This window comes from Flavobacterium sufflavum, from assembly GCF_004016525.1.
Classification (GTDB): Bacteria; Bacteroidota; Bacteroidia; order Flavobacteriales; family Flavobacteriaceae; genus Flavobacterium; species Flavobacterium sufflavum.
On sequence record NZ_SACJ01000003.1, the window covers coordinates 1 to 22445 of the forward strand.

At 33.4% G+C, this 22445-nt stretch carries 16 protein-coding genes and 1 pseudogene; 4 read left to right on the forward strand and 13 right to left on the reverse strand.

Annotated elements, in window-relative coordinates; genetic code table 11:
• Positions 1-1565: pseudogene (locus tag EOD40_RS05735) on the reverse strand (hypothetical protein); the annotation flags it as partial.
• 492 nt (positions 1566-2057) lie between these two features.
• Between EOD40_RS05735 and EOD40_RS05740 the strand changes: the two are divergent.
• Both EOD40_RS05740 and EOD40_RS05745 read left to right on the forward strand, forming a co-directional pair.
• Positions 2058-3995: a DUF294 nucleotidyltransferase-like domain-containing protein gene (locus EOD40_RS05740; protein ID WP_128193954.1), complete on the forward strand. Its 1938-nt coding sequence runs from the start codon at positions 2058-2060 to the stop codon at positions 3993-3995.
• Entirely contained in the window at positions 3995-4648 is a 654-nt protein-coding gene (locus tag EOD40_RS05745) for a 3'-5' exonuclease (protein ID WP_128193955.1), read from the forward strand. The genes EOD40_RS05740 and EOD40_RS05745 overlap by 1 nt, the downstream gene beginning before the upstream one ends.
• A gap of 64 nt (positions 4649-4712) precedes the next feature.
• On the opposite strand, the gene EOD40_RS05750 is transcribed toward EOD40_RS05745, so the two are convergent.
• The 11 genes from EOD40_RS05750 to ychF form a co-directional block, all read right to left on the reverse strand.
• A complete protein-coding gene (locus EOD40_RS05750; RefSeq protein ID WP_128193956.1) occupies positions 4713-6659 on the reverse strand; it encodes a KUP/HAK/KT family potassium transporter in 1947 nt (648 codons plus the stop codon).
• 110 nt (positions 6660-6769) lie between these two features.
• Entirely contained in the window at positions 6770-7456 is a 687-nt protein-coding gene (locus EOD40_RS05755) for a response regulator (protein ID WP_128193957.1), read from the reverse strand.
• Positions 7449-8561 (reverse strand): sensor histidine kinase, encoded by a 1113-nt coding sequence (locus tag EOD40_RS05760; RefSeq protein WP_128193958.1) that lies wholly within the window; start codon positions 8559-8561, stop codon positions 7449-7451. Before EOD40_RS05760 ends, EOD40_RS05755 begins: the two co-directional genes overlap by 8 nt.
• Before the next feature lie 156 nt (positions 8562-8717).
• Positions 8718-11453: a DNA gyrase/topoisomerase IV subunit A gene (locus EOD40_RS05765; protein ID WP_128193959.1), complete on the reverse strand. Its 2736-nt coding sequence runs from the start codon at positions 11451-11453 to the stop codon at positions 8718-8720.
• Between the two features lie 96 nt (positions 11454-11549).
• Positions 11550-13415, reverse strand: coding sequence for a DNA topoisomerase IV subunit B (locus tag EOD40_RS05770; protein ID WP_128193960.1), 1866 nt, complete (start codon positions 13413-13415; stop codon positions 11550-11552).
• A 114-nt stretch (positions 13416-13529) separates the two neighbouring features.
• Complete coding sequence (locus tag EOD40_RS05775; RefSeq protein WP_128193961.1) at positions 13530-14573, reverse strand: MBL fold metallo-hydrolase; 1044 nt, start codon at positions 14571-14573, stop codon at positions 13530-13532.
• A 43-nt stretch (positions 14574-14616) separates the two neighbouring features.
• Positions 14617-15138, reverse strand: coding sequence for an NADPH-dependent FMN reductase (locus tag EOD40_RS05780; protein ID WP_128193962.1), 522 nt, complete (start codon positions 15136-15138; stop codon positions 14617-14619).
• 71 nt (positions 15139-15209) lie between these two features.
• Positions 15210-16724 carry a response regulator gene (locus EOD40_RS05785; RefSeq protein WP_128193963.1) on the reverse strand — a complete coding sequence of 505 codons (1515 nt, stop codon included), beginning with the start codon at positions 16722-16724 and terminating at the stop codon, positions 15210-15212.
• Between the two features lie 3 nt (positions 16725-16727).
• On the reverse strand, positions 16728-17870 hold the full coding sequence (locus EOD40_RS05790) for an FIST signal transduction protein (RefSeq protein ID WP_128193964.1): 1143 nt from the start codon (positions 17868-17870) through the stop codon (positions 16728-16730).
• Between the two features lie 111 nt (positions 17871-17981).
• Positions 17982-18695 (reverse strand): outer membrane beta-barrel protein, encoded by a 714-nt coding sequence (locus EOD40_RS05795; RefSeq protein WP_128193965.1) that lies wholly within the window; start codon positions 18693-18695, stop codon positions 17982-17984.
• 3 nt (positions 18696-18698) lie between these two features.
• Complete coding sequence (ychF, locus tag EOD40_RS05800) at positions 18699-19793, reverse strand: redox-regulated ATPase YchF (RefSeq protein ID WP_128193966.1); 1095 nt, start codon at positions 19791-19793, stop codon at positions 18699-18701.
• Positions 19794-20076: 283 nt separating this feature from the next.
• Here ychF and EOD40_RS05805 point away from each other — a divergent pair, with 283 nt between their 5' ends.
• Positions 20077-20820 carry a class I SAM-dependent DNA methyltransferase gene (locus tag EOD40_RS05805; RefSeq protein ID WP_128193967.1) on the forward strand — a complete coding sequence of 248 codons (744 nt, stop codon included), beginning with the start codon at positions 20077-20079 and terminating at the stop codon, positions 20818-20820.
• A gap of 43 nt (positions 20821-20863) precedes the next feature.
• On the opposite strand, the gene EOD40_RS05810 is transcribed toward EOD40_RS05805, so the two are convergent.
• Entirely contained in the window at positions 20864-21214 is a 351-nt protein-coding gene (locus EOD40_RS05810; RefSeq protein ID WP_128193968.1) for a 4Fe-4S dicluster domain-containing protein, read from the reverse strand.
• Between the two features lie 135 nt (positions 21215-21349).
• Between EOD40_RS05810 and EOD40_RS05815 the strand changes: the two genes are divergently transcribed.
• Positions 21350-22408, forward strand: coding sequence for an acyl-CoA reductase (locus tag EOD40_RS05815; RefSeq protein ID WP_128193969.1), 1059 nt, complete (start codon positions 21350-21352; stop codon positions 22406-22408).
• Positions 22409-22445: the final 37 nt, after the last annotated feature.

The window sequence follows — 22445 nt, forward strand, 5'->3', positions numbered from 1 at the left end:
GCTGCAAGTCCTGTTCTGTCTTCGGTAGTTATACCACCGCCCCAGTTAAAGGTATAAGGGCCTGTTCCTCCAGTTGGAGTAAGGTTAATTGCTCCGGTAGTTCCACCATTACAAGCAACATTCGTAATAACTGTACTTCCTGATACTGCCGCAGTAGGTTGAGTAATTGTAAAATTTTGTGTTCTGGTACAACCATTGGCATCCGTAACGGTACAGGTATAAGTTTGAGCAGTCAATCCTTCTATTGAAGTTGTTCCGTCACCTGTTGGAGTTCCTGGAGTCCAGTCATAAGTGTATCCACCAGCTCCTCCTGTTGGAGTGTTGATAGAAGCCGCACCATTTGAACCTCCAAAACAAGCCACATTGGTTTGTGAATTAGGTGTCACTGAAATAGCCGTTGGTTGAGTAATGGTAAAGTTTTTTGTTATCGATGTAGAATTATTATCTGTAATGGTACATGTGTAGTCTCCGGAAGATAGACCTGTTACAGTAACATTATTAGTCCCTATAACAGTATTGGAAGCGTTTTTCCAAGAATAAGTGTAAGGTGCTGTTCCTCCAGAGGGTGCAACAGTAGCTGTACCATTACTACCAGAATAACAAGACACATTATTCTGAGATGTCGTGGCTGATAATGGGGTAGTATCATTGTCATTTATAGTTCCAATACCAGTAACTCCATAATTATTTAAAACATTTCCACCGGTTATAGCTCCAGTTTTAAAATTAAATGTCTCAGTACTTTCCGAATTACTATCGTCTAAAATAGGAACTCTAACATCTATACTTGTAGTACCTTGTGGGATTGTGACTGTTGAACTTACATTAGTCCATGTACTATTAGAGATATTATAATATTGTAGAGAATTGGTATAATCAGAATTTAATAGCGCACTTACATCAGACAAAGATGGAGTAAAAGATATGGAAGCATTAGCAGTATTAGATAATGATATAGTAAATGTAATATATCCTGCATTTTCTAAAACACTAGGATTATTGATTGTCATAATTGGAGAAGAACCTTGAGTTGCTAATATTGCATTCAAAACTGGGTCAATAGGATCTGAAGATGTACTAACATTTGTACCAACTGTATAAGCACTTTCCTGACCAGGAACTACTAAAACATAAGCTTCTGAAGAACTCGATACAGTATAGCTTGAATTTGTAGTGATAAAGTTTACACCTAAAGTCGTATTTCCTGATTTATTTTGTCTTGAAATAATACCGTAAATTGAAATTAACTGACCGCTACTATCCACATAGGATAATATACCGTTTTCATTATTTCCAGAATTAAAAGTTGTCGCAGAGGGTATCGCAGATGTAAAATTAAAACTTGACCCCGAAACCAACGAAACAGACGTAAGCGATTGTGTGTTAGTGTTATAATTAGTACCAGAAGCTTTATATACCGTATTAAAGTAAAGGGTTGCTGCATTCAATTGACTTACAGAAGAAAATCCAAAAAATAAACTCAAGAAAATAAGATATTTAATTTTTTTTGAAATTGTAAGGTTTAATTCTTCAAATGGATTAGTTGAGTAATTTTTTAATTTCATAAAATAGTTTTTGAATTCAAACCAAAAATATAAAATAACATTTACAAACGTTAACATTTTTTTAATAATCATCAAAACTAATTCGGCTATCAAACTAAAACTATTTAGGTACTTATAAATTAAAATTATTGATTAATAATTGAATAAAAAACAATCTGAACATCATAGATATATACCTAAAAAACACTCTATTAGCAAAGTGTTTCCTTTTTAAAAATTGCTTTGAAAATGTGAAAAGAAAAATCTTAGAACTAAAAAAATCTTGATAATCGAATATTTGAGATACATTCAATGAAAAAACATAAATGAAATGATGCCGCCTCAAATATCAACAAACAGCCTATTTAGTTTCAGTTTTAAGCAAGAAAAATTTTAAACAATAATGCTTTTTTTCTTTCTAATAATAAAAAAGAATAAATTAGCATACTATAAAAAAGAAACTCATTCGATAATTTTCTTTTCTTAACCATCACAGCCTAAAATATTTTTTTAATGAAGAACACCATATCGCAAAGGGTAGCCGATTTTTTGAAAAACTTCCCTCCTTTTAATTATTTAGAACAAAATGACATTGAAGTCCTTTCAGAACAGGTATCTATAATTTACAAAGACAAAGGAGCCGTAATTTTCACTGAAAATGAAGAAACCCATGATTCCTTTTATGTGGTTCACAAAGGTGCTGTTGAACTTCTAAAAAATCAAAAAAACGATATTTTAGATATGTGCGACGAAGGCGATATATTTGGTTTACGCCCTTTAATTGCACATGAAAATTACAAAATGGAAGCCAGAACGCACGAAGAAACGATTCTTTATGCCATTCCAATTGCTGTTTTCAAACCTTATGCTATAAAAAATTCAAATGTTGGAAGCTTTATCATAGAAAGTTTTGCTTCTAATACACATAATCCCTATTCTAAAAGTCATCGTGGAAAACTATATGGTAATGCTTTTGACGACGAAAGCAATGCCGATGAAGTAATCGACACCGATAATAAGATACTCGATTTACAACCTATTAAATACTCTAAAAAGATAATTACCTGCTCACGCGCGACTACGGCTAAAGAAATTGCCGTAACAATGACTAAGAAAAACATTGGTGCCATGCTGGTGGTTGAAGACATGTTGCCAATAGGAATTATTACCGACAAAGATTTAAGGAATAAAATTGTAACCGGAGAATATTCTATCAACACTACAGCCGATGTAATTATGAATTCTCCCGTAATTACTTATTCTAAAAAGATGACCATTACTCAGGCACAAATGGCCATGATGAAAAGCAATATCAGCCATTTATGTCTAACAAAAGACGGAACAGCTAATACCAAGGCTATAGGAATTCTTTCGAAACACGATGTAATGGTGGCTCTTGGGAATAATCCCGCCGTACTGATAAAAGCCTTAAAAAGAGTAAAAAAAGCAAAGGCCATCAAACCCATACGTGCCAAAATAATGCAGTTATTACAAGGCTATTTAGACCAAAACATTCCTATTACTCTAACTTCTAAAATAATTACTGAACTCAATGATGCCTGTATCAAAAGAGTGATAGAGCTATCATTAGCCAAAATGAAAACTCCTCCTCCGGTAAAATTTTCCTGGCTGGCACTAGGTAGTCAGGGGCGCAGTGAGCAATTGTTACATACTGATCAGGATAACGCTTTAATTTATGAAGATGTTCCGGAAGAATTACAGGAAAAAACAAACAACTATTTTCTGGAATTATCGGCAGCTGTCAACAAAGGTCTTTTTGAAATTGGTTATGATTATTGTCCTGCCGAGATGATGGCTTCTAATCCAAAATGGTGCTTAAGTTTAAACCAATGGAAAGAATTAGTTCACGACTGGATTAGTAAACCCGGAAAAGACGAAGTCTTACTTTCTTTTATCTTTTTTGACTACAGCCTATCTTATGGCGACAGAGATCTGGCTAATCAATTATCAGATTATATTTTTGGAGATATTGATGCAAATCCTATCTTCTATGTGCATTTGGTTAGTGGAGCTTTACAAAGTCCATCCCCTACTGGCTTTTTCAGACAATTTTTAGTAGAACAAGACGGAGCGCACAAGGATTTCTTTGACATAAAAAGGCGTGCCCTAATGCCACTTGCCGACGCTGCAAGAGTATTAATTCTATCTCATTCAGTCAAAGGAATCAGTAATACTTATGAACGATTTGAAAAATTAGCCGAACTGGAACCTCAAAATAAAGAACTCTATTTATCTTGTTCTTATTCGTATAAAGCCTTACTGAAATTCAGGACAAAACAAGGTCTTTTACATCATGATTCCGGACAGTTTATTGAATTAGAATCACTTTCTAAATTAGAAAAAGTAAAGCTTAAACGAACTTTTAAAACCATCAAAGAACTTCAAGACGTAATTTCGATGCGTTTTAATCCTGGAAAAATTGCATTATAATGACTATAAAACAAAAAATTATTGAGTCGCTCCAAATTTTGGGTATTCTTGAAGAACCCATCGACGAGAGTTTGAACATTCCTATAGAATCGGCGCGTTTTGTTGTTTTAGACACCGAAACAACTGGTTTTGATTATGATGCGGATCGAATACTTTGTATTGGAGCACTTGTTTTGCAAAACGGTACTATAAATGTGCAGGACAGTTTTGAACATTATATAGATCAGGAACATTTTGATAAATCCAGTGTAGAAATTCACGGAATTATAAGACGTGACGTATTGAATCACAAATCAGAAATTGAAGTATTACAATTGTTTTTGGACTATCTGGGCGATTCGATTATTATTGCGCATCACACTAAATTTGATGTCACAATGATTAACAATGCTTTAGAACGAAACGGATTGGATAAACTAAGGAACAAAACCTTAGACACCGCTGTTTTATATAAAAGAACACTCATTAAATCCAACTTGCTTCAATATAAAGATCATTACACCTTAGATGACTTAGCCGATAAATTTGACATCTCCAAAAAAGACCGTCATACCGCTATAGGAGATGCTTATATTACCGCTATAGCTTTCCTTAAAATCATAAAAAAACTAAAAGAAAAAAATCCAATTATGCTGTATCATCTTTTTAGATAAATAAAATACCCCAAAATAGTAGTTAGCTTTTTGGGGTAATTCAAGAACAATATCTATTTGAAAATTAGTTCATCTGTATTTTTCTTTCTAAATCTAAATTAACGATAGGCTGATAAACAATAGGAATCTCTTCAATTTCAACATCACTTTTATCCAATCCAAAAGCTCTTATATCCGAAAGAGAACAATTTTTAAGCATATAATAGGAATTTAATAATAGTGCATCTTTAACGGTAAATTCATTTTCAACAGATAAGAATTTCTCCAAAATAACGAATTTAAAATCTGGTTCAGCATTGTATTTCGTGGATCCATCCGGACGAATATGTAAATTCAATTCTTTCTTCTTAACCAAATCCTGAACGATTTTTTTAAAATACAATTCTACTTTAGGCTGGATTCTAAACCCAATATTCAGCACAATTTTAATTACTTTATCGTCTAATAATTCTATTACTTCATAATTCAATGTAAATGGATCGTTGGTTCTGTTTATATGAAAAAACCAATAAACATCAGCTCTTTTTGGCTTTTTAGAAAAAATAGAATTCAATATCTTTTCCTCAATTTCATAATTTCTGTCCGCCTTAGACAAATAAATCAAATGGGTAGCATATTTTGGAATACTGTCATCATTACTCAATTCCTGAAACTGCTGTGTGTGTTCAACAAGATTTGTAAATTTCAAAAATTTATTATTGATTTTTCTAGAAAAAAACCAAACATACATTGTCATAAAAATAAACAGTTCGAAAAACAAAAACATCCATCTTTCTTTAATCTTAACAATATTGGCAACAAAAAAAGCAATTTCAATAACAGCAAAAACAGCGATGATACCTGCAATCAAAATTCTGTTTAATTTTTTGATGTAAATCAGATAATAATTTAAAAGTACTGTAGTCATCAACATAGCTATGGTTATCGAAAATCCATAAGCAGCCTCCATGTGGGTCGAATTTTTAAAATACAAAATCATTAAAATACAGCCTACCCAAAGAATGGTATTGACAGATGGAATATAGATTTGTCCTTTTAGATTTGTAGGATTACGCATAGCAACCCTTGGCCAGAAATTAAGCGACACCGCTTCGTTTATCAATGTATAAGACCCACTTATTAAGGCCTGGGAAGCAATAATTGCCGCCAAAGTTGCGATAATTATACCCGAAAAAAGAAACCATTGCGGCATTATCTGGTAAAATGGATTCCTGTCTTCAAGAAATAATTTCCCCTGGGTCATCAGCCAGGATGCCTGTCCTAAATAATTAACTACCAAAGCAATTTTAACAAAAATCCAGGTAATTCGGATGTTCTTTTTACCGCAATGCCCCAAATCTGAATATAATGCCTCTGCTCCTGTTGTACAAAGGAAAACACCTCCTAATAACCAAAATCCATGAGGATATTCCACTAATAATTCATAAGCATATATTGGGTTTAATGCTTTCAGAATTGAAGGATGTTCCAGGATTTGCACAAATCCCAATATGAAAAGCATTGAAAACCAAATGACCATTGCAGGCCCAAAAAACGAACCTACCTTTTGCGTACCAAAACGTTGAAAAAAGAACAATCCCGATAAAATTACAATCACAATGGGCAAAGTGGGAATGTGCGGAAAAACAACTTCGATACCTTCCACTGCCGAAGCAACTGAAATGGGAGGCGTAATAATCCCATCTGCCAGAAGTGTTGTTGCACCAAGAATAGTAGGAATCACTAACCTTCCTTTTCCAAAACGTTTTACTAATGCATAAAGAGAAAAAACGCCTCCTTCGCCATGATTATCTGCCGAAAGTGTTAACAAAATATATTTAATTGTGGTTTGAAAAGTAAGTGTCCAAAAAACACAGGAAATACCTCCATACACCAATAATTCGGATATTTCTTTGGTTCCAATTATCGATTTCATAACATATAACGGACTCGTTCCAATATCACCATAAATGATACCGAGAGCCACCAAAAGTGAGGCTGCCGTTACTTTTTCAATTACAGATTTATTCATTTTTATTGTATTTTTTAATTTAAAATAAGTTCATTTTTAAGCATAAGTATCCTCATCGCGATAAGACAAGTTCTCGCAATGCATTTTTTTTCGAATATTTCTTTTAGATTTTAACCCGTATTGAATCGGTAACCAACCCCCGATTCAGTAATGATAAATTTAGGATGATTGGAATCTGCTTCTATTTTTTTACGAAGCTGTGCGACAAAAACACGTAAATATTGTGTTTGATCAGAATAACTATTCCCCCAGACTTCTTTGAGTAAATACTGATGTGTAAGCACTTTGCCTTCGTTTTTCACCAAAATAGCAAGCAAATTATATTCAGTAGTAGTTAATTTTAAAATTTCATCATTTCGCTTAACAATTCTGGAAGTAAAATCAATTGAAATTTCGCCAAATTCAATAATGGGTTCATTTTCTTTCTGAGCTAAATTTCTCAGTACACTTCTAATCCTGGCTAATAATTCCTGAGTCCTGAACGGTTTTGTCAGATAATCATTGGCTCCGTTATCAAGAGCTTTTACAATTTCGTCTTCGGTATTTTTTACTGATAAAATAATAATGGGCTTTTTGTACCACTCTCTTAATCTTTCCAAAACCAGCTGTCCGTCCTCATCTGGCAAACCTAAATCCAAAATAATTAAATCAGGCTGATGATTAGCTGAAAGTGACAATCCTTCTTTAGCGTTTACCGCAAAAAAAGTTTTATAGCCATTAGATTCCAAAGCAATTTCCAACAATTTTCTAATTTGGACTTCATCATCTATAATTAGTATTTCGACAGGATTATTCATTTGAAATTTCTTTAGTATTCATTACTAATGCCGGAAAAGATAATTTAAAAACCGAACCGCCACTCTCCTTATTTTCCAAGGTTACTTTTCCGTTTTGGGCTTCCACAAAACCTTTTACAATAGATAATCCAAGTCCTGTTCCTCCGGTTTTTGAATTTTGAAGTCGGTAAAATTTATCAAAAACCTGATCGATTTCTTCCTCGGGAAACCCCAAACCGTCATCAGAAACAGTTATGATACATGTCTCTAATCTATCCGGATTATAGTCAAAATTAACAATGGGATTATAAACTGCACTTAATTCTATTTTAGCTCCTTTGGGCGTATATTGGGATGCGTTAAAAACCAAATTGTAAATAATTTGCTCCATCAACCCATAATCCAATTTAAAAAGCGGCAAATTTTCATCAATAGTAACCTTAACTTTATGAAATTTTAAATCTTCTTTGAGATTATCTAATACATTATAAAACAACTCGTTTATATCACACCAATCCATCTTGGCTTCAATAACACCCGATTCTAATCGGGACATATTTAGTAAATTTTCTACCTGATGATTAAGTCGTAAAGAAGCTTTCTCAATTTCAGAATACAATTTTAATTTATTCTCTTCGGAAATAGTTACATTTTGACTTTGAATAGTATCAATTGCTCCCATAATTGCCGAAATAGGAGTTCTCAATTCATGCGATAGTGAATCTAATAAGGCATTATACAATTTCATTGTACTAAACCGAACCTGCTTTATTTGCAGCATTTTCTCTGTTTTTCTAATTTTATGAGTCAAAACTCCATTAAGAAAAGCAATCACAAAAAACAAAATGAATAATAAAGTATCTTCAGCATTACTGATATGTAAAGTATAATAAGGCTTAATAAACAAGAAATTTAAAATCAATGCGCTCAGGAAAGCACTCAATAAGACTGGCAAAATATCTAAAACCATTGCCAATAATGACACCATAACAAGCAATATGTATGCTGCAATTTTATAATCTAAATAATCTCTTGTAAATAAACACAATACCGACACCAAACATACCGAACATATGCTTATCAGGTATTGATTTTTGATCTTTATTTGTCTTAAAATACTTTTCATTTTAATTCCTGCATTATTTATAGGACAAAGTTAAATGATATGTTATAAGTATTTTATAATAAAAACAAACCAGATATAAAGATTTTATAAAGATTGTAATGACTGTGTTGATTTAAAAAACAGTCATTACAATTTAACTCCTTTCGGAGCTTTTTATTATTCTAAAATAAGGCCTATTTGACCATCATCTTCCAATTGAATTGCTGTATCATCAGCATTCAATTCTCCTCTGACTTCCATTTCTTCAGCAATAACTTCTTCAGGCGCTTCATAAGGTAAAGGCTCTAAATTATTTACCTGTTTTAATTTATCAGTAGTCAATTGATTTCCGAGTGCTTTAAATCCTTTTACGGCAATAAAACTCTCTACATCAACCGTTATTGTTTCTTTTTGTACCCCTTTAATTTTAGGAAAAACCAATTCCACTACAGGGCGGTAATCTGTTGATACTAATTCCAATTGTGAATTGGGATGTTCTGTAATAAAAACATCTTCTTTGTTTTCGGTTTCCACCAAGAAACGTTTTAAATAATAACGCTCTTTTTCTCCATCATAATAAATTGCCGAAATTGGTTTTTTAGGAATCCATTTTTCCAAAACAATCATATCGGGTTCAAAATGGGTCGTCAATTCAGGAATAATTACCTTTAATTTACCCGTTTGTTGGATAATTAAAATTTTATCACTTGGTCTGAATTCGCCCAATAATTCTCCTCTTGCATCTACATTCAACCGCTGAACCGTATCATCATACCAGATTTTTCTAGGCAATAAGGTTGAAATTCCTTTTTCCTTAATTTCGATTTTCTTAATTGGATATTTGGTTACCAAATTTCCTTTAGAAGCACGACCTTTAATTGCCAATTTAGCAAAATCCAGATCAAACTTCAATTTCTTGATACTGCTTATTTGACGTAAAAGAATCGTAATAACCTCAGCTTCTCCGTTAGGATTACAGGTGAAATACAAGACCTGAGAACCTTTAGTTCCATTTGTCAAATCATATGATTTATCTCTCGTAACTCCCGAAACATTAAATCGTTTGATATAAGAAGGTCCTGATTTTCCGTCGCGATACACCATGTTGTAGATAGTACGTTTATCACTTTTGTCAAAAATAGCGATATGAATAATATCTTTCCCTACAAAAGTTTTCGCATCGACTTTAGTAATCATCATACTTCCATCACGCAGAAAAACAATCACATCATCAATATCCGAACAATCAGTTACATATTCGTCTTTTTTCAAGCTCGTTCCTACGAAACCTTCTGCTCTATCCACATACAACTTGGTATTTCGTAATACCACTTTAGTTGCTTCGATATCATCAAAAATGCGTAATTCGGTTTGGCGTTCACGTCCTTTACCATATTTCTCCTTCAATTTGGTAAAATAGGCAATAGCAAAATCCGTAAGATGTGCCAAGTTGTGTTCTACTTCTCTCATCTCATCTTCTAACTTCGCTATAAAATCATCGGCTTTGTCAGAATCAAAACGAGTAATACGAATCATCGGAATTTGAGTCAATCGCTGTAAATCGTCATCATTAATTGCTCTAACGAATGATTTTTTGAAAGGCTCAAAACGGTCGTACATGTATTTATACAAAGATTCTCTATCATGATACAATTTGAAATCAATGTACATTTCCTCACGAATGAAGATTTTCTCTAAAGTAGAAAAATGCCATTTATTTTTTAATTCTTCTAATTGAATTTCCAATTCCTGACGAAGCAAATCGACTGTTCTTGCTGTCGAAATTTTCAACATCGCCGAAACTCCAATAAACAACGGTTTATTATCTTCAATCACACAACCTAAAGGCGCTACAGAAGTCTCACAAGCCGTGAAAGCAAATAAGGCATCAATGGTTTTATCTGGAGAAACACCCGGATATAGATGAATTAAAATTTCAACATCGGCTGCAGTATTGTCTTCAATTTTCTTGATTTTGATTTTCCCTTTATCATTGGCTTTCAAAATACTATCAATCAAAGTCGAAGTATTGGTCGAAAACGGAATTTGGGTAATCGCCAAAGTATTTTTGTCAATCTGAGCAATCTTAGCACGCACACGCACACGCCCACCTCGCAATCCATCATTGTAATTAGACACATCGGCAATACCCGCTGTCATAAAATCAGGATACAGTGTAAAGGGTTTTCCTTTTAATATTTTAATCGAAGCATCAATTAATTCATTAAAATTATGAGGTAAAACTTTAGTGGAAAGTCCCACGGCAATTCCCTCAGCTCCTTGTGCTAAAAGCAACGGAAATTTTACCGGAAGATTATTTGGCTCGGCACGACGTCCGTCATAAGAAACACCCCAATCGGTGATTTTTGGAGAATACAAAACCTCTAAAGCAAATTTAGACAAACGCGCCTCGATATAACGCGAAGCCGCAGCTCCATCACCCGTTAAAATATTTCCCCAGTTTCCCTGGCAATCAATCAATAAATCTTTTTGACCAATTTGCACCATCGCATCTCCAATACTCGCATCACCGTGAGGGTGGTATTGCATTGTGTGACCTACAACATTGGCAACTTTATTATAACGACCATCATCCAACTCTTTCAAGGAGTGCATAATACGGCGTTGAACAGGTTTAAAACCATCCTCAATAGCAGGAACGGCGCGTTCCAGAATTACATAAGAAGCATAATCCAAAAACCAGTCTTTATACATACCAGTAACTTTGGTAATGGTATCACTGCCATCTCCTTCTTCATCCTGATCGTAAAAATGCTCTCCTTCAAAGTGCTTAGCATCTACGTGAATAATTTCATCAGTATCGGCTCCATCTTGATTTTCATCAATAGGATTCTCTTCAGAATTATTTTCTTCGTTGTTTGGAATTATGTTATCGTCTTCTTCGTCTTTCATTTATTCAAATTACGAAATTAATTTTATCAAATCTCCTACGCTTTTTGAGATTCGAATCCCGCAGAGAGTGTCTACGAAATTGATTATATTCTTAAATTATTTTACTTCATCCAAGGTATCCAACTCCACCTTCAAATTCTTGATGATAAACTCTTGTCGGTCAGGAGTATTTTTCCCCATATAGAATGACAACAATTGTTCTACCGAAGTATGTTTATCCATCATCACAGGATCTAATCGAATATCTTCGCCAATAAAAAACTGAAACTCATTTGGCGAAATCTCTCCCAATCCCTTGAATCGGGTGATTTCCGGTTTGGGTTTTAATTTTTCGATAGCCGCTTTTCGCTCTTCTTCAGAATAGCAATAAATGGTTTCTTTCTTATTTCGAACTCTAAAAAGAGGGGTTTGCAAAATATACAAATGACCTTCTTTGATTAATTCCGGAAAAAACTGTAGAAAAAATGTAATCAACAACAATCGAATGTGCATTCCGTCGACATCGGCATCGGTTGCGATAACAATGTTATTGTAACGCAGATTTTCCATATCGTCTTCGATATCCAAAGCTGCTTGCAACAAGTTGAATTCTTCATTTTCATACACAATTTTTTTGCTCATTCCATACGAATTCAAAGGCTTACCACGTAAACTAAATACTGCTTGTGTGTTTACATCACGCGATTTAGTAATCGATCCGGAAGCCGAATCTCCCTCGGTAATAAAAAGCGTACTTTCTAAATATCTTGGATTCTTAATATCCGGCAAATGCACGCGGCAATCACGTAATTTTTTATTGTGTAAACTGGCTTTTTTCGCTCTGTCTTTGGCTAATTTTCGAATGCCCGAAAGTTCTTTACGCTCTCTTTCGGCTTGCAAAATTTTGCGCAAAAGCAAATCGGCAGTTTCAGGATTTTTATGCAAATAATTGTCTAAATTATTTTTGACAAAATCATTTACAAAGGTACGCACTGATGGCATTCCGGGCTCGGAACCCATATCAGTAGAACCTAATTTGGTTTTAGTCTGTGATTCGAAAACAGGTTCCATTACCTTCACGCTTATCGCACTGACAATGGATTTTCGAATATCAGAAGGTTCAAAACCTTTATTATAAAACTCACGAATGGTTTTTACAATCGCCTCACGGAAAGCTACTAAATGTGTTCCTCCCTGAGTGGTATTTTGTCCGTTTACAAAAGAATGGTATTCTTCGCTGTATTGCGACTTACTGTGCGTTAAAGCTATTTCAATATCATCTCCTTTGAGGTGAATGATCGGATAAACCATATCTTCGATAGCGATATTTTCATCTAATAAATCTTTCAATCCATTATCTGAAAAATATTTTTCTCCGTTATAAATTATCGTTAATCCTGCATTCAGGTAACAATAATTCTTAAGCATTTTCACTACATATTCGTTACGGAATTTGTAGTTTTTAAAAATAGCCTCATCAGGAGTAAAAGTAACCTTCGTTCCTTTGCGTTTGGTAGTATCGATAACATCTTCTTCCAGAACCAAATTACCGGCAGAGAACTCAGCCGCCTTTTGTTTGTCTTCTCTCACCGATTCTACACGGAAATAATTAGACAAAGCATTCACCGCCTTGGTACCCACACCATTTAAACCAACGGATTTCTTAAAAGCCAGGGAATCATATTTCCCTCCCGTATTCATTTTAGAAACCACATCAACCACTTTCCCTAGCGGAATTCCACGGCCATAATCTCTTACGGCAACCGTTTTGTCTTTTATGGATACTTCGATAGTTTTACCGGCACCCATCACAAATTCGTCGATACAGTTATCGAGTACTTCTTTTAATAAAATATAGATACCATCATCTGGCGAAGAACCGTCTCCTAATTTCCCGATATACATTCCGGGACGCATACGGATATGCTCTTTCCAGTCGAGTGACCGAATATTATCTTCGGTATATTTACTTTGATCTGACATTTAAATTTTGTGGATTTTGTGCTAATATAGTGTATTTCGGAAGATTTTTAAAATGATATTTATCAAAGTTATCAAGAATATTTTTGACAAAATTCAAGATCTCATATTAAAATTTCACAGCACATTTCTATACCAGAATTCAGTATTATTAATGCTTTTAGCATTAAACAATTCACCCATTTCAGGAACAATAAATTTTAGATTTTCACTTGTTGCTTTTTCAACAAATCGTTCCACTGGTTCTTTCCAGGAATGTTGTGCCAATGCAAATCCTGCCCAATGAACAGCCATCATATTTTTCACCCCGGCATCAATTGCCGCTTGAACACTTTCCTCAGGATACATATGAATTTGATGCCAATTTTCATTGTATTGTCCACATTCCATAAAAGCAAAATCAAAAGGACCTAATCGGGTTCCAATGGCTGTAAAATGACTTCCATAACCACTATCACCACTAAACCAAATGTTTTCTTCCGCTGTTTTAAAAACCCATCCACCCCAAAGCGATTTGGCTCTATCGGTTAATCCCCTTCCCGAAAAATGGCGCGTCGGCGTAAATGTTATTTTGATATTTTCAAAAACAGATTCTTCCCACCAATTAAATTCGGTTACCTTTTCTGGATTAATTCCCCAGGAAACCAAATGCCTTTTCACACCTAAAGCCACATAAAATTGCTTCGTCTTGTCTTTAAGTTTCAAAACACTATCATAATCCAAATGATCGTAATGGTCGTGCGAAATTAAAACCAAATCAATCTCAGGAAATTCATCAATTAAATCTAAAGTTCCCTCACTGAAACGCTTTACTTTAAAAGGAGCAATTGGCGCTGCATCCAGACCAAACATGGGATCAATTAGAATATTTTTATGATTCAGTTGCATTAAAATTGCCGAATGTCCATACCAGATACTTTTCATCAAATGATTTCCTGACTCAAATTGTTCTTTATCGAAAGACAAAATTGGCAATGGTTCCAAAGGTTCTCTGTCTTCCTTTTGACAAAATTGTTTATGCAAAAATTTAGGCAAATTTGATAAAGCAAACTCCATCGTGGTTTCTTCTAAATTTTCAAAAATTTTACCATTCCAATAAGACGATTTGGAATACTTTTCTAAATCTGATTTTGAAGGTCTTGCTCCAAATTGTTTTCGCATATTGTTTTAATTTTAATCCTAAATTATTTTATCAAAAAAAAGATTAAATCCCTTTAACAATCTCCTTCAGCTGACTGTCAAATTCCTCATTAGAAATCTTCCCGTTTGCTACATCAAAATTAGCATCAAAACTAGGCAATGAAAAAGTTGCTTTTACATCAGCTCCATAACGCGGAAAAGCATTTTTGGCAATTTCCAGAGAACTGGCACCGCCTCTTCCTCCTGGTGAAGTTGCCATAAGCAGCATTGGTTTTCCCTGAAATACTTTCCCTTCAATTCTGGAACACCAATCGTATAAATTTTTAAAAGCAGCTGAATAATTCCCATTATTTTCCGCCATAGAAACCACTAAAAAATCGGCACTGGCAATTTTAGCTAAAAAAGCCTTTGCTAATTCATGCTGACCAATTTCTGCTTCGATATCAACACTAAATAAAGGCATTTGATAATCATTCAAATCCAACACTTCTACTTCAGCATTTCCGAAAAGTGAAGCGGCATAAGTCGCCAATTTTTTATTGATGGATTTTTTACTTGGACTGGCTCCAAAAGCTATTATTTTCATAGATATATTTTTTGATTAAAAGTAACCAAATTTAAATATCTATCACACAAAAAGCCTCTTTTGAAAAGAAATTATTTATAATGTTTTTTCAATTTCATATTTAATTCTTTCGGATTAAAAGGCTTCAAAATATATTCATTTATACCAATTTTCAATCCTTTTTCAAGATAACTATAAGAAGACGAAGCGGTCAATGCAATAATGGGAATAGATGAATTTTCTCCCCTTATAATGGCAGTAGCCTCATAACCATCCATTACAGGCATTGACAAATCCATTAAAATAACATCATAGAGGTTTGATTTATATTTCTCAACAGCAATAAGTCCATTTTCTGCCGTATCAACATTTACGCCCCATTTTTTCAATATTTTTTCGGCAATTTTAATATTAATCAGATTATCTTCAACCAAAAGAACTTTTAACCCTTCCAAATTTTCTTCCTTATAATCATGATGTACAATGCTGTTTTTTAATTCCAAATTGGTTGAGAAAAATGGCAATTCCAAGACAAAACTAAAATTAGAACCAACTCCTATTTCACTTTCCAATTCGATATCTGAATTTAATAATTGAAGTAGTTTTTTAGTAATGGCCAAACCTAAACCTGTGCCTCCAAACTGTCTGGTAGTTTTTACTTCTGCCTGTTCAAATTTTTGAAAAATCAATCTAAACTTTTCTACATCAATCCCAATTCCGGTATCTACAACCTGAACTCTAAAAGTGGAAAGATTATGATTTTGACTAATTTGAGCTATTTTAATCTGAATCAAGCCATTTTTAGTGAATTTTACAGCATTCGAAACCAGATTGGTAATAATCTGACCTATTCTTAATGGATCGCTAATTACATAAGGAGAAAAATTATCATCAATAATTACTTCAATCTTATTTAAATTTTCGGCAGCTTTATTTTCTAATGTTTTGGCGATATGTTCAACTAATTCCTTAAAGTCAAATGGAATTTTTTCAAGTTCAACTTTCCCTGCTTCTATCTTATTAAAATCCAGAATATCATTGATGAGCATGTATAAATTCTGTGCCGAATAATTTAAAACTTCCAGATTTTCCTGAAAACTACTTAAAGTATTTTCTTTTTCCATAATGTAAATCAAACCGATGATAGCATTTAATGGAGTCCGGATTTCATGACTCATAATGGAAAGAAAATCCGACTTGGCTTCATTGGCTTTTTCAGCATTCAATTTTGCGGCATACAATTCATTCTGAAATTCTCTTTTGTATTCTATTTCATTTCGCAAAATTTTGAACAAATTATTGGAATCATCCTCATTCACCAATTTTACCTCACTGTCACTTAACTGCTTTATGGCTTGAATTAATTTATTCTGTATGTTTTCTTTTTTTTCTAATTCTGACTTTAATTTTTGATTTATTTCATAATATTCCAAATCGTTCAAACGTGAAGATTGTTCGAATAATTCAGCATCTTTTTCAAAATTCAAATACGAAAGATTGACAACTTCAATAAATTTTTGAACCGACTCATTATTAGCAATGAAGTCATCCGAAAAATGTTTTTTTATTTGCCTGTTAAGTTGTCTATGTATATTTTCTTTCTCCATTTATCATTCTTCATGAATAGTTGCAATAGTCATCGTTTGATTATGTAACTCACAGGCTACTTTTTTTAGCGTTGGAGAAATTTCCCCATAAGAGTAAAAACCACAAATTAATGTATCTTCTCCAAAAACCTCTTTTACAACCTCCAATTCTTCTTCAATTCTATTACCCAGAACAACTTTTCGTCCCACACAACTAACTAGCAAAGCTAATTCCGGTTTTGTAGATTTTTCCGAAAATGTTTGTGAAGCCGCATTGTAAGAAGCATCTATTATTTTATCCATATTCCCTTTCATCAATCTAACAAATGATCCCTGAGGAATATTCCCGGCAAAAGTCATTGATTTTTTTTCTTCGTCTATAGATAAAATGGTTCTTACAATTGGTTCAGAACCTTTATCTTCTTTCATCGAAAGCGGGAAATACAATGATGAACCCGGCAATTCTTCGGCATATTTTCCAAGATATTCTTTATACAAATCCAATGCAAACCGATCTCCTATCTTATACAATACATTCCTTTCCGAAAGCGTAACTTCTCTTTGAGGACCAAAATCACTCCAACCACCTTTAGAACCAAAACCGAAATGAATTGCATCCCCATAAAAACCAACAGCTACAATTTTCCCTTGAGAAGCATCACTGTTTAAACCTACAATTGTTTTCTCAAATTTGTATTCATCACCTGCCAGCCCTCCAAAAATAGGAATTCGACCTTCGGTTTGTTTTATGAGTTTGTTTATGAGTTCTGTTCCATTAACAAAACTACCTTCTGAAAGAATCAGTATTGATTTTAAATTTTCATCAAAAAAATCGCTTTCAATTTTATTCCCTAATTCATGAATATCCGAATTTTTAAAAATATCAATTTCGGCAACTTTTATATCCGTTTTTTCAAATTCTACGGCAGTGGCTACAATACTATTTTCGATTAGATTGGTATTCGAAATTTGCCCCGAAGTAGAACAAATAACAATCTGTGCCTCTGGATACAAATCTCTTATTTTTTTATAAGGTTGTATCTCCTCCAAAAGAACTCTTTCACCAAAAGCCAGCACCAGATTTGCCCTACCTGAATTAAAGTCACTGGAAGAAAAAAGAACTTTATCTTCCTTTTCATTATCAATTATGATTTGCTGAAGCTTCATGACTGAAAATATTTTAGATTTGGGCACATAAAGCAACAAAAATATTTCGACAAAAACAAAAAAAACCTACAAAATCACTCTTGTAGGTTTCAATTATAACAAATATCTCTTTTATAAACAGAAAGACCAACTAGCAATTAAACTCAAAGAATTTGTTTTAATCACACCCGATACACCTTGTACAAAAGTACCTTCAATAGTATTACACAAACCTAAATTATCTCTTAATTCTACTGAAATTGTATTTCTATTATCTAATTTAAATAATTTACCTAATCCAAAAGACAGTCCATAATCACTCGAAACATCGTCAGCTAAAGGAAAATTATTTCCTGAACTAGATGAATAATTATCAATAACCACTCCTTTATCATTAATTGCTCTTGACTTCTTAGTATGATTTTGCCAAAATGAAATAAAACCACCTCCATTTACAAAAAAACATTTGCTTTTTCCAAAGCTATACTTCAACAATAAAGGAATAGTCAAATATTTATATCTATTAGTAGTTTTTACATCCCACCTTTCATTTACAACTTCAAATTTTTGTTGATCAAAATAGGTGTATGTATAATTAGTCTCATATTTTATCGATTTCGAATCTAAATTCAAACCAGTATTAATAGCAAATCTTTTATCAATTCTATACTCAACAAAAAGACCCTCTAAATGACCAAATCCTGAATTAGTGTTATCCAATACATCACTACCTCTAAAACTGGTATAATTTAGACCTAAATTCAATCCTACACTATAGTTACTTTGTGTAAAACCTGTTGTATTAAATAAACTAATAAGAAAAACAGTCAGTAGAACTTTTTTCATAGATTATACATTAAAACGGAAATGCATCACATCACCGTCTTTAACCACATATTCTTTTCCTTCTACTTTGAATTTTCCTGCTTCTTTAGCTTTAGCCTCTGAGCCGTACTGAACATAATCCTCGTAAGAGATTACTTCTGCACGGATAAATCCTTTTTCAAAATCAGTATGAATAACTCCCGCAGCCTGTGGCGCAGTCGATCCAATATTGATTGTCCAGGCACGAACTTCTTTGACACCCGCAGTAAAATAGGTTTGTTGTTTTAATAATTTATATGCAGCGCGAATTAAAACAGAAGAACCCGGTTCAGCTAATCCCATATCTTCCAGAAAAACCTGACGCTCTTCATAACTTTCTAATTCAGTAATATCAGCCTCAGCACCTACAGAAAGAATAATTACTTCCGCCTCTTCGTCTTTTACCAATTCTTTTACCTGATCTACATATTTATTTCCATTAACTGCTGAACTTTCATCCACATTACACACATACAACACCGGTTTTGTAGTAATCAATTGGAAACTTTCCATCAAAACCTCTTCATCATTACTCTGAGGAATTACTGTTCTGGCTGATTTAGCCTGCAATAAAGCTTCTCTAATTCTGTCTAAAAGTGCTTTTTCAGTTTGTGCTTCTTTATTTCCTGTTTTGGCTGCACGATTTACTTTTTCCAAACGTTTTTCAACCGTTTCCAAATCTTTCAACTGCAATTCGATGTCAATTGTTTCTTTGTCACGAATTGGATTTACATTCCCATCTACGTGAACAATATTATCATTATCAAAACAACGTAAAACGTGAATAATCGCGTTACATTCTCTGATATTACCCAAAAATTGATTTCCAAGACCTTCACCTTTACTGGCTCCTTTTACCAAACCTGCAATATCAACAATATCAACAGTTGCCATTTGAACACGTTCCGGTTTTACCAATTCTTCTAATTTATTGATACGAGGATCCGGTACATTTACCACACCAATATTAGGTTCAATAGTACAAAACGGAAAGTTGGCACTTTGCGCCTTAGCATTAGACAAACAATTAAATAAAGTTGATTTCCCTACATTTGGTAATCCTACAATTCCTGCTTTCATGATAATATTGTTTACAGCCAGCCATTACAGCTAAAGCCTTTTAGTTTTTAAATTAAACGGTTGCAAATATAAGACATAAAAATCTATAGATAGCATATTTACAAAATTAATACAGCACTACTTTTAAGACCAAAAAACAAGCATTTTTCTTATTAGTTTTTCAATCCTGACCCGGTAAATTTTCTTTATTTTAAGAATTCTAAAACCAATGCTTTCAGCAAAAAACCTTATCTTGCAGTTGATAAATTACTGCAAAACGATCAACAATACTAATTGTATAATTATGACTAGTCTTTATCCTGATAAAATGGCCGAAATTTATGATGCCATGTACCAAAGCTTCATAGACTATGACAAAGAATACACTTTTTACAACCAACTACTTCAAAAAAACAACCCTAAAAGTATTTTAGAAATAGGCAGTGGAACAGGAAATCTAGCCCAACGTTTTATCGAAAGCAAACAAAACTACACCGGTCTTGATTATAGTAAAAGCATGATTGCTATTTCTCAAAAAAGAAATCCCGGCTGTGATTTTATCCACGCTGACATGCGTGATTTTAACCTCGAAAAAAAAGTAGATGCTATAATTATCACCAGTCGTTCTACCAGTTATCTCATTTCAAACAACGACATCAACGACACTTTTAGCTGCCTGCACAACAATCTCAATACCGATGGCATTATTATTTTTGATTTCATAGACGCTAACCGATTCATTCCTTACATCAAAGAAAACCCAACAATTATTCATACAGCCCAACACAAAGGCATTAATTATAGTAGAAAAAGCAGCTGGGAAGTAAGCCTGCACGACAATTTTTTACTCGAATGGACCGCCAAATATTACAGCGACGAAATAGACGACACTAAAGTAATTGCAAATGACTATGCCACAGTACGTGTTTTTACCCTAAACGAAATGCAATTATTCCTCTATCTCAACCATTTTGAAATTATCCAGATTATTGACAGAAAAACCTACGCTTACGACACTTTTGTAATTGTAGCACAAAAAAAATCCTGAGTTATTCACTCAGGATTTTTAAATTGAAATTATATATAATCAACTATTCATTATGCAAGAAAGCTTGTCTGTTCAACAAGGTTTCTTCATCCTCTACATGATTATCATCAGGAACACAACAATCAACAGGACATACTGCAGCACATTGAGGTTCATCATGGAATCCTTTACATTCTGTACATTTTCCAGGAACAATGTAATAGATATCGTCCGAAATAGGAGTTTGAGCCTCTTCAGCATCCACTTCAGTTCCGTCAGGAAGTACTACTTTTCCACTTAATTTGGTACCATCTTTATATCTCCAATCGTCAGCTCCTTCATAGATTGCTGTATTTGGACATTCTGGTTCACATGCACCACAGTTGATACATTCGTCTGTTATGATAATTGCCATTTTATTCTGTATTTATTTTTTATAAGCTAAAATCTTAATAACCAAAAAACATTTGATATAAGACTTTTGACTTTCGACTTATTAAATCTTACTTTTGTGCAAAATTACAATCAAAACATTTCATAAACAAACATTATGACATTAGAAACTAAAAAAAATGCGTTTATCGAATTAGGAAAATTCCTGAACCAATTTTCTGAAGCTGAAAATCGTCCTCAAAATGACGTTTTAGGCAATGCTGTTTTTTTTGATTCCTTTGTTGATTTAATCCATTTATCTCAATCTCATAATGGCTGGTACACTCCTGAACAAGTGTATTATGCAGTTCAATCCTGGGCAAATGCCCTGACAGAAGAAAACCTAAACAACTGGTTAAATGCTTATGATTTTTCGAATGTAAAACCTAAAAAAATCGCACTGATATTAGCCGGAAACATTCCGTTGGTTGGTTTTCACGATTTCCTGTCGGTATTAATTGCCGGACATGATGTTTTGGTAAAAACATCATCAAACGACCAGCATTTATTGCCTTTTTTAGCCAAATATCTGATTCACATCGAACCCGAATTTGCCAATAAAATCACTTTCACCGAAGGGAAATTAGAAAATTTTGATGCTGTAATTGCCACCGGAAGCAACAACACCGCCCGTTATTTTGAATATTATTTTAAAAACAAACCATCAATTATTCGCAAAAGCCGAAATTCTGTTGCCATCTTAAACGGCGAAGAAACCAAAGAACAATTAATCGCTTTAGGTGAAGATATTTTCAGATACTTTGGCTTAGGATGCCGCAATGTATCTAAACTTTTTGTCCCAAAAGGATATAATTTTGACGCCTTTTTCGAAGCGATGTTCGAATACCAGGACATAATCAAATATGAAAAATACGCCAATAATTACGATTACAACAAAGCAGTTTTCCTGATGAGTAATTTCAAATTATTAGACAATGGTTTTTTAACTATCAAAGAAGACAATAGTCACGCCTCTCCTATTTCGAGTGTTTTTTATGAATATTACGAAAATCTTGCTGATTTAGAAAAAAGATTAGATTCAGAAGCCGACAATATCCAATGTATTGTGAGTAATAATTTAGTGAAAAACAGCGTCGCATTTGGACAGACACAACAGCCTAAATTATGGGATTATGCCGATAACATCGATACTATATCGTTTTTGTTAATAACATAGAAAAATTTTTAATAATTATTATGAATAATTTAATGTT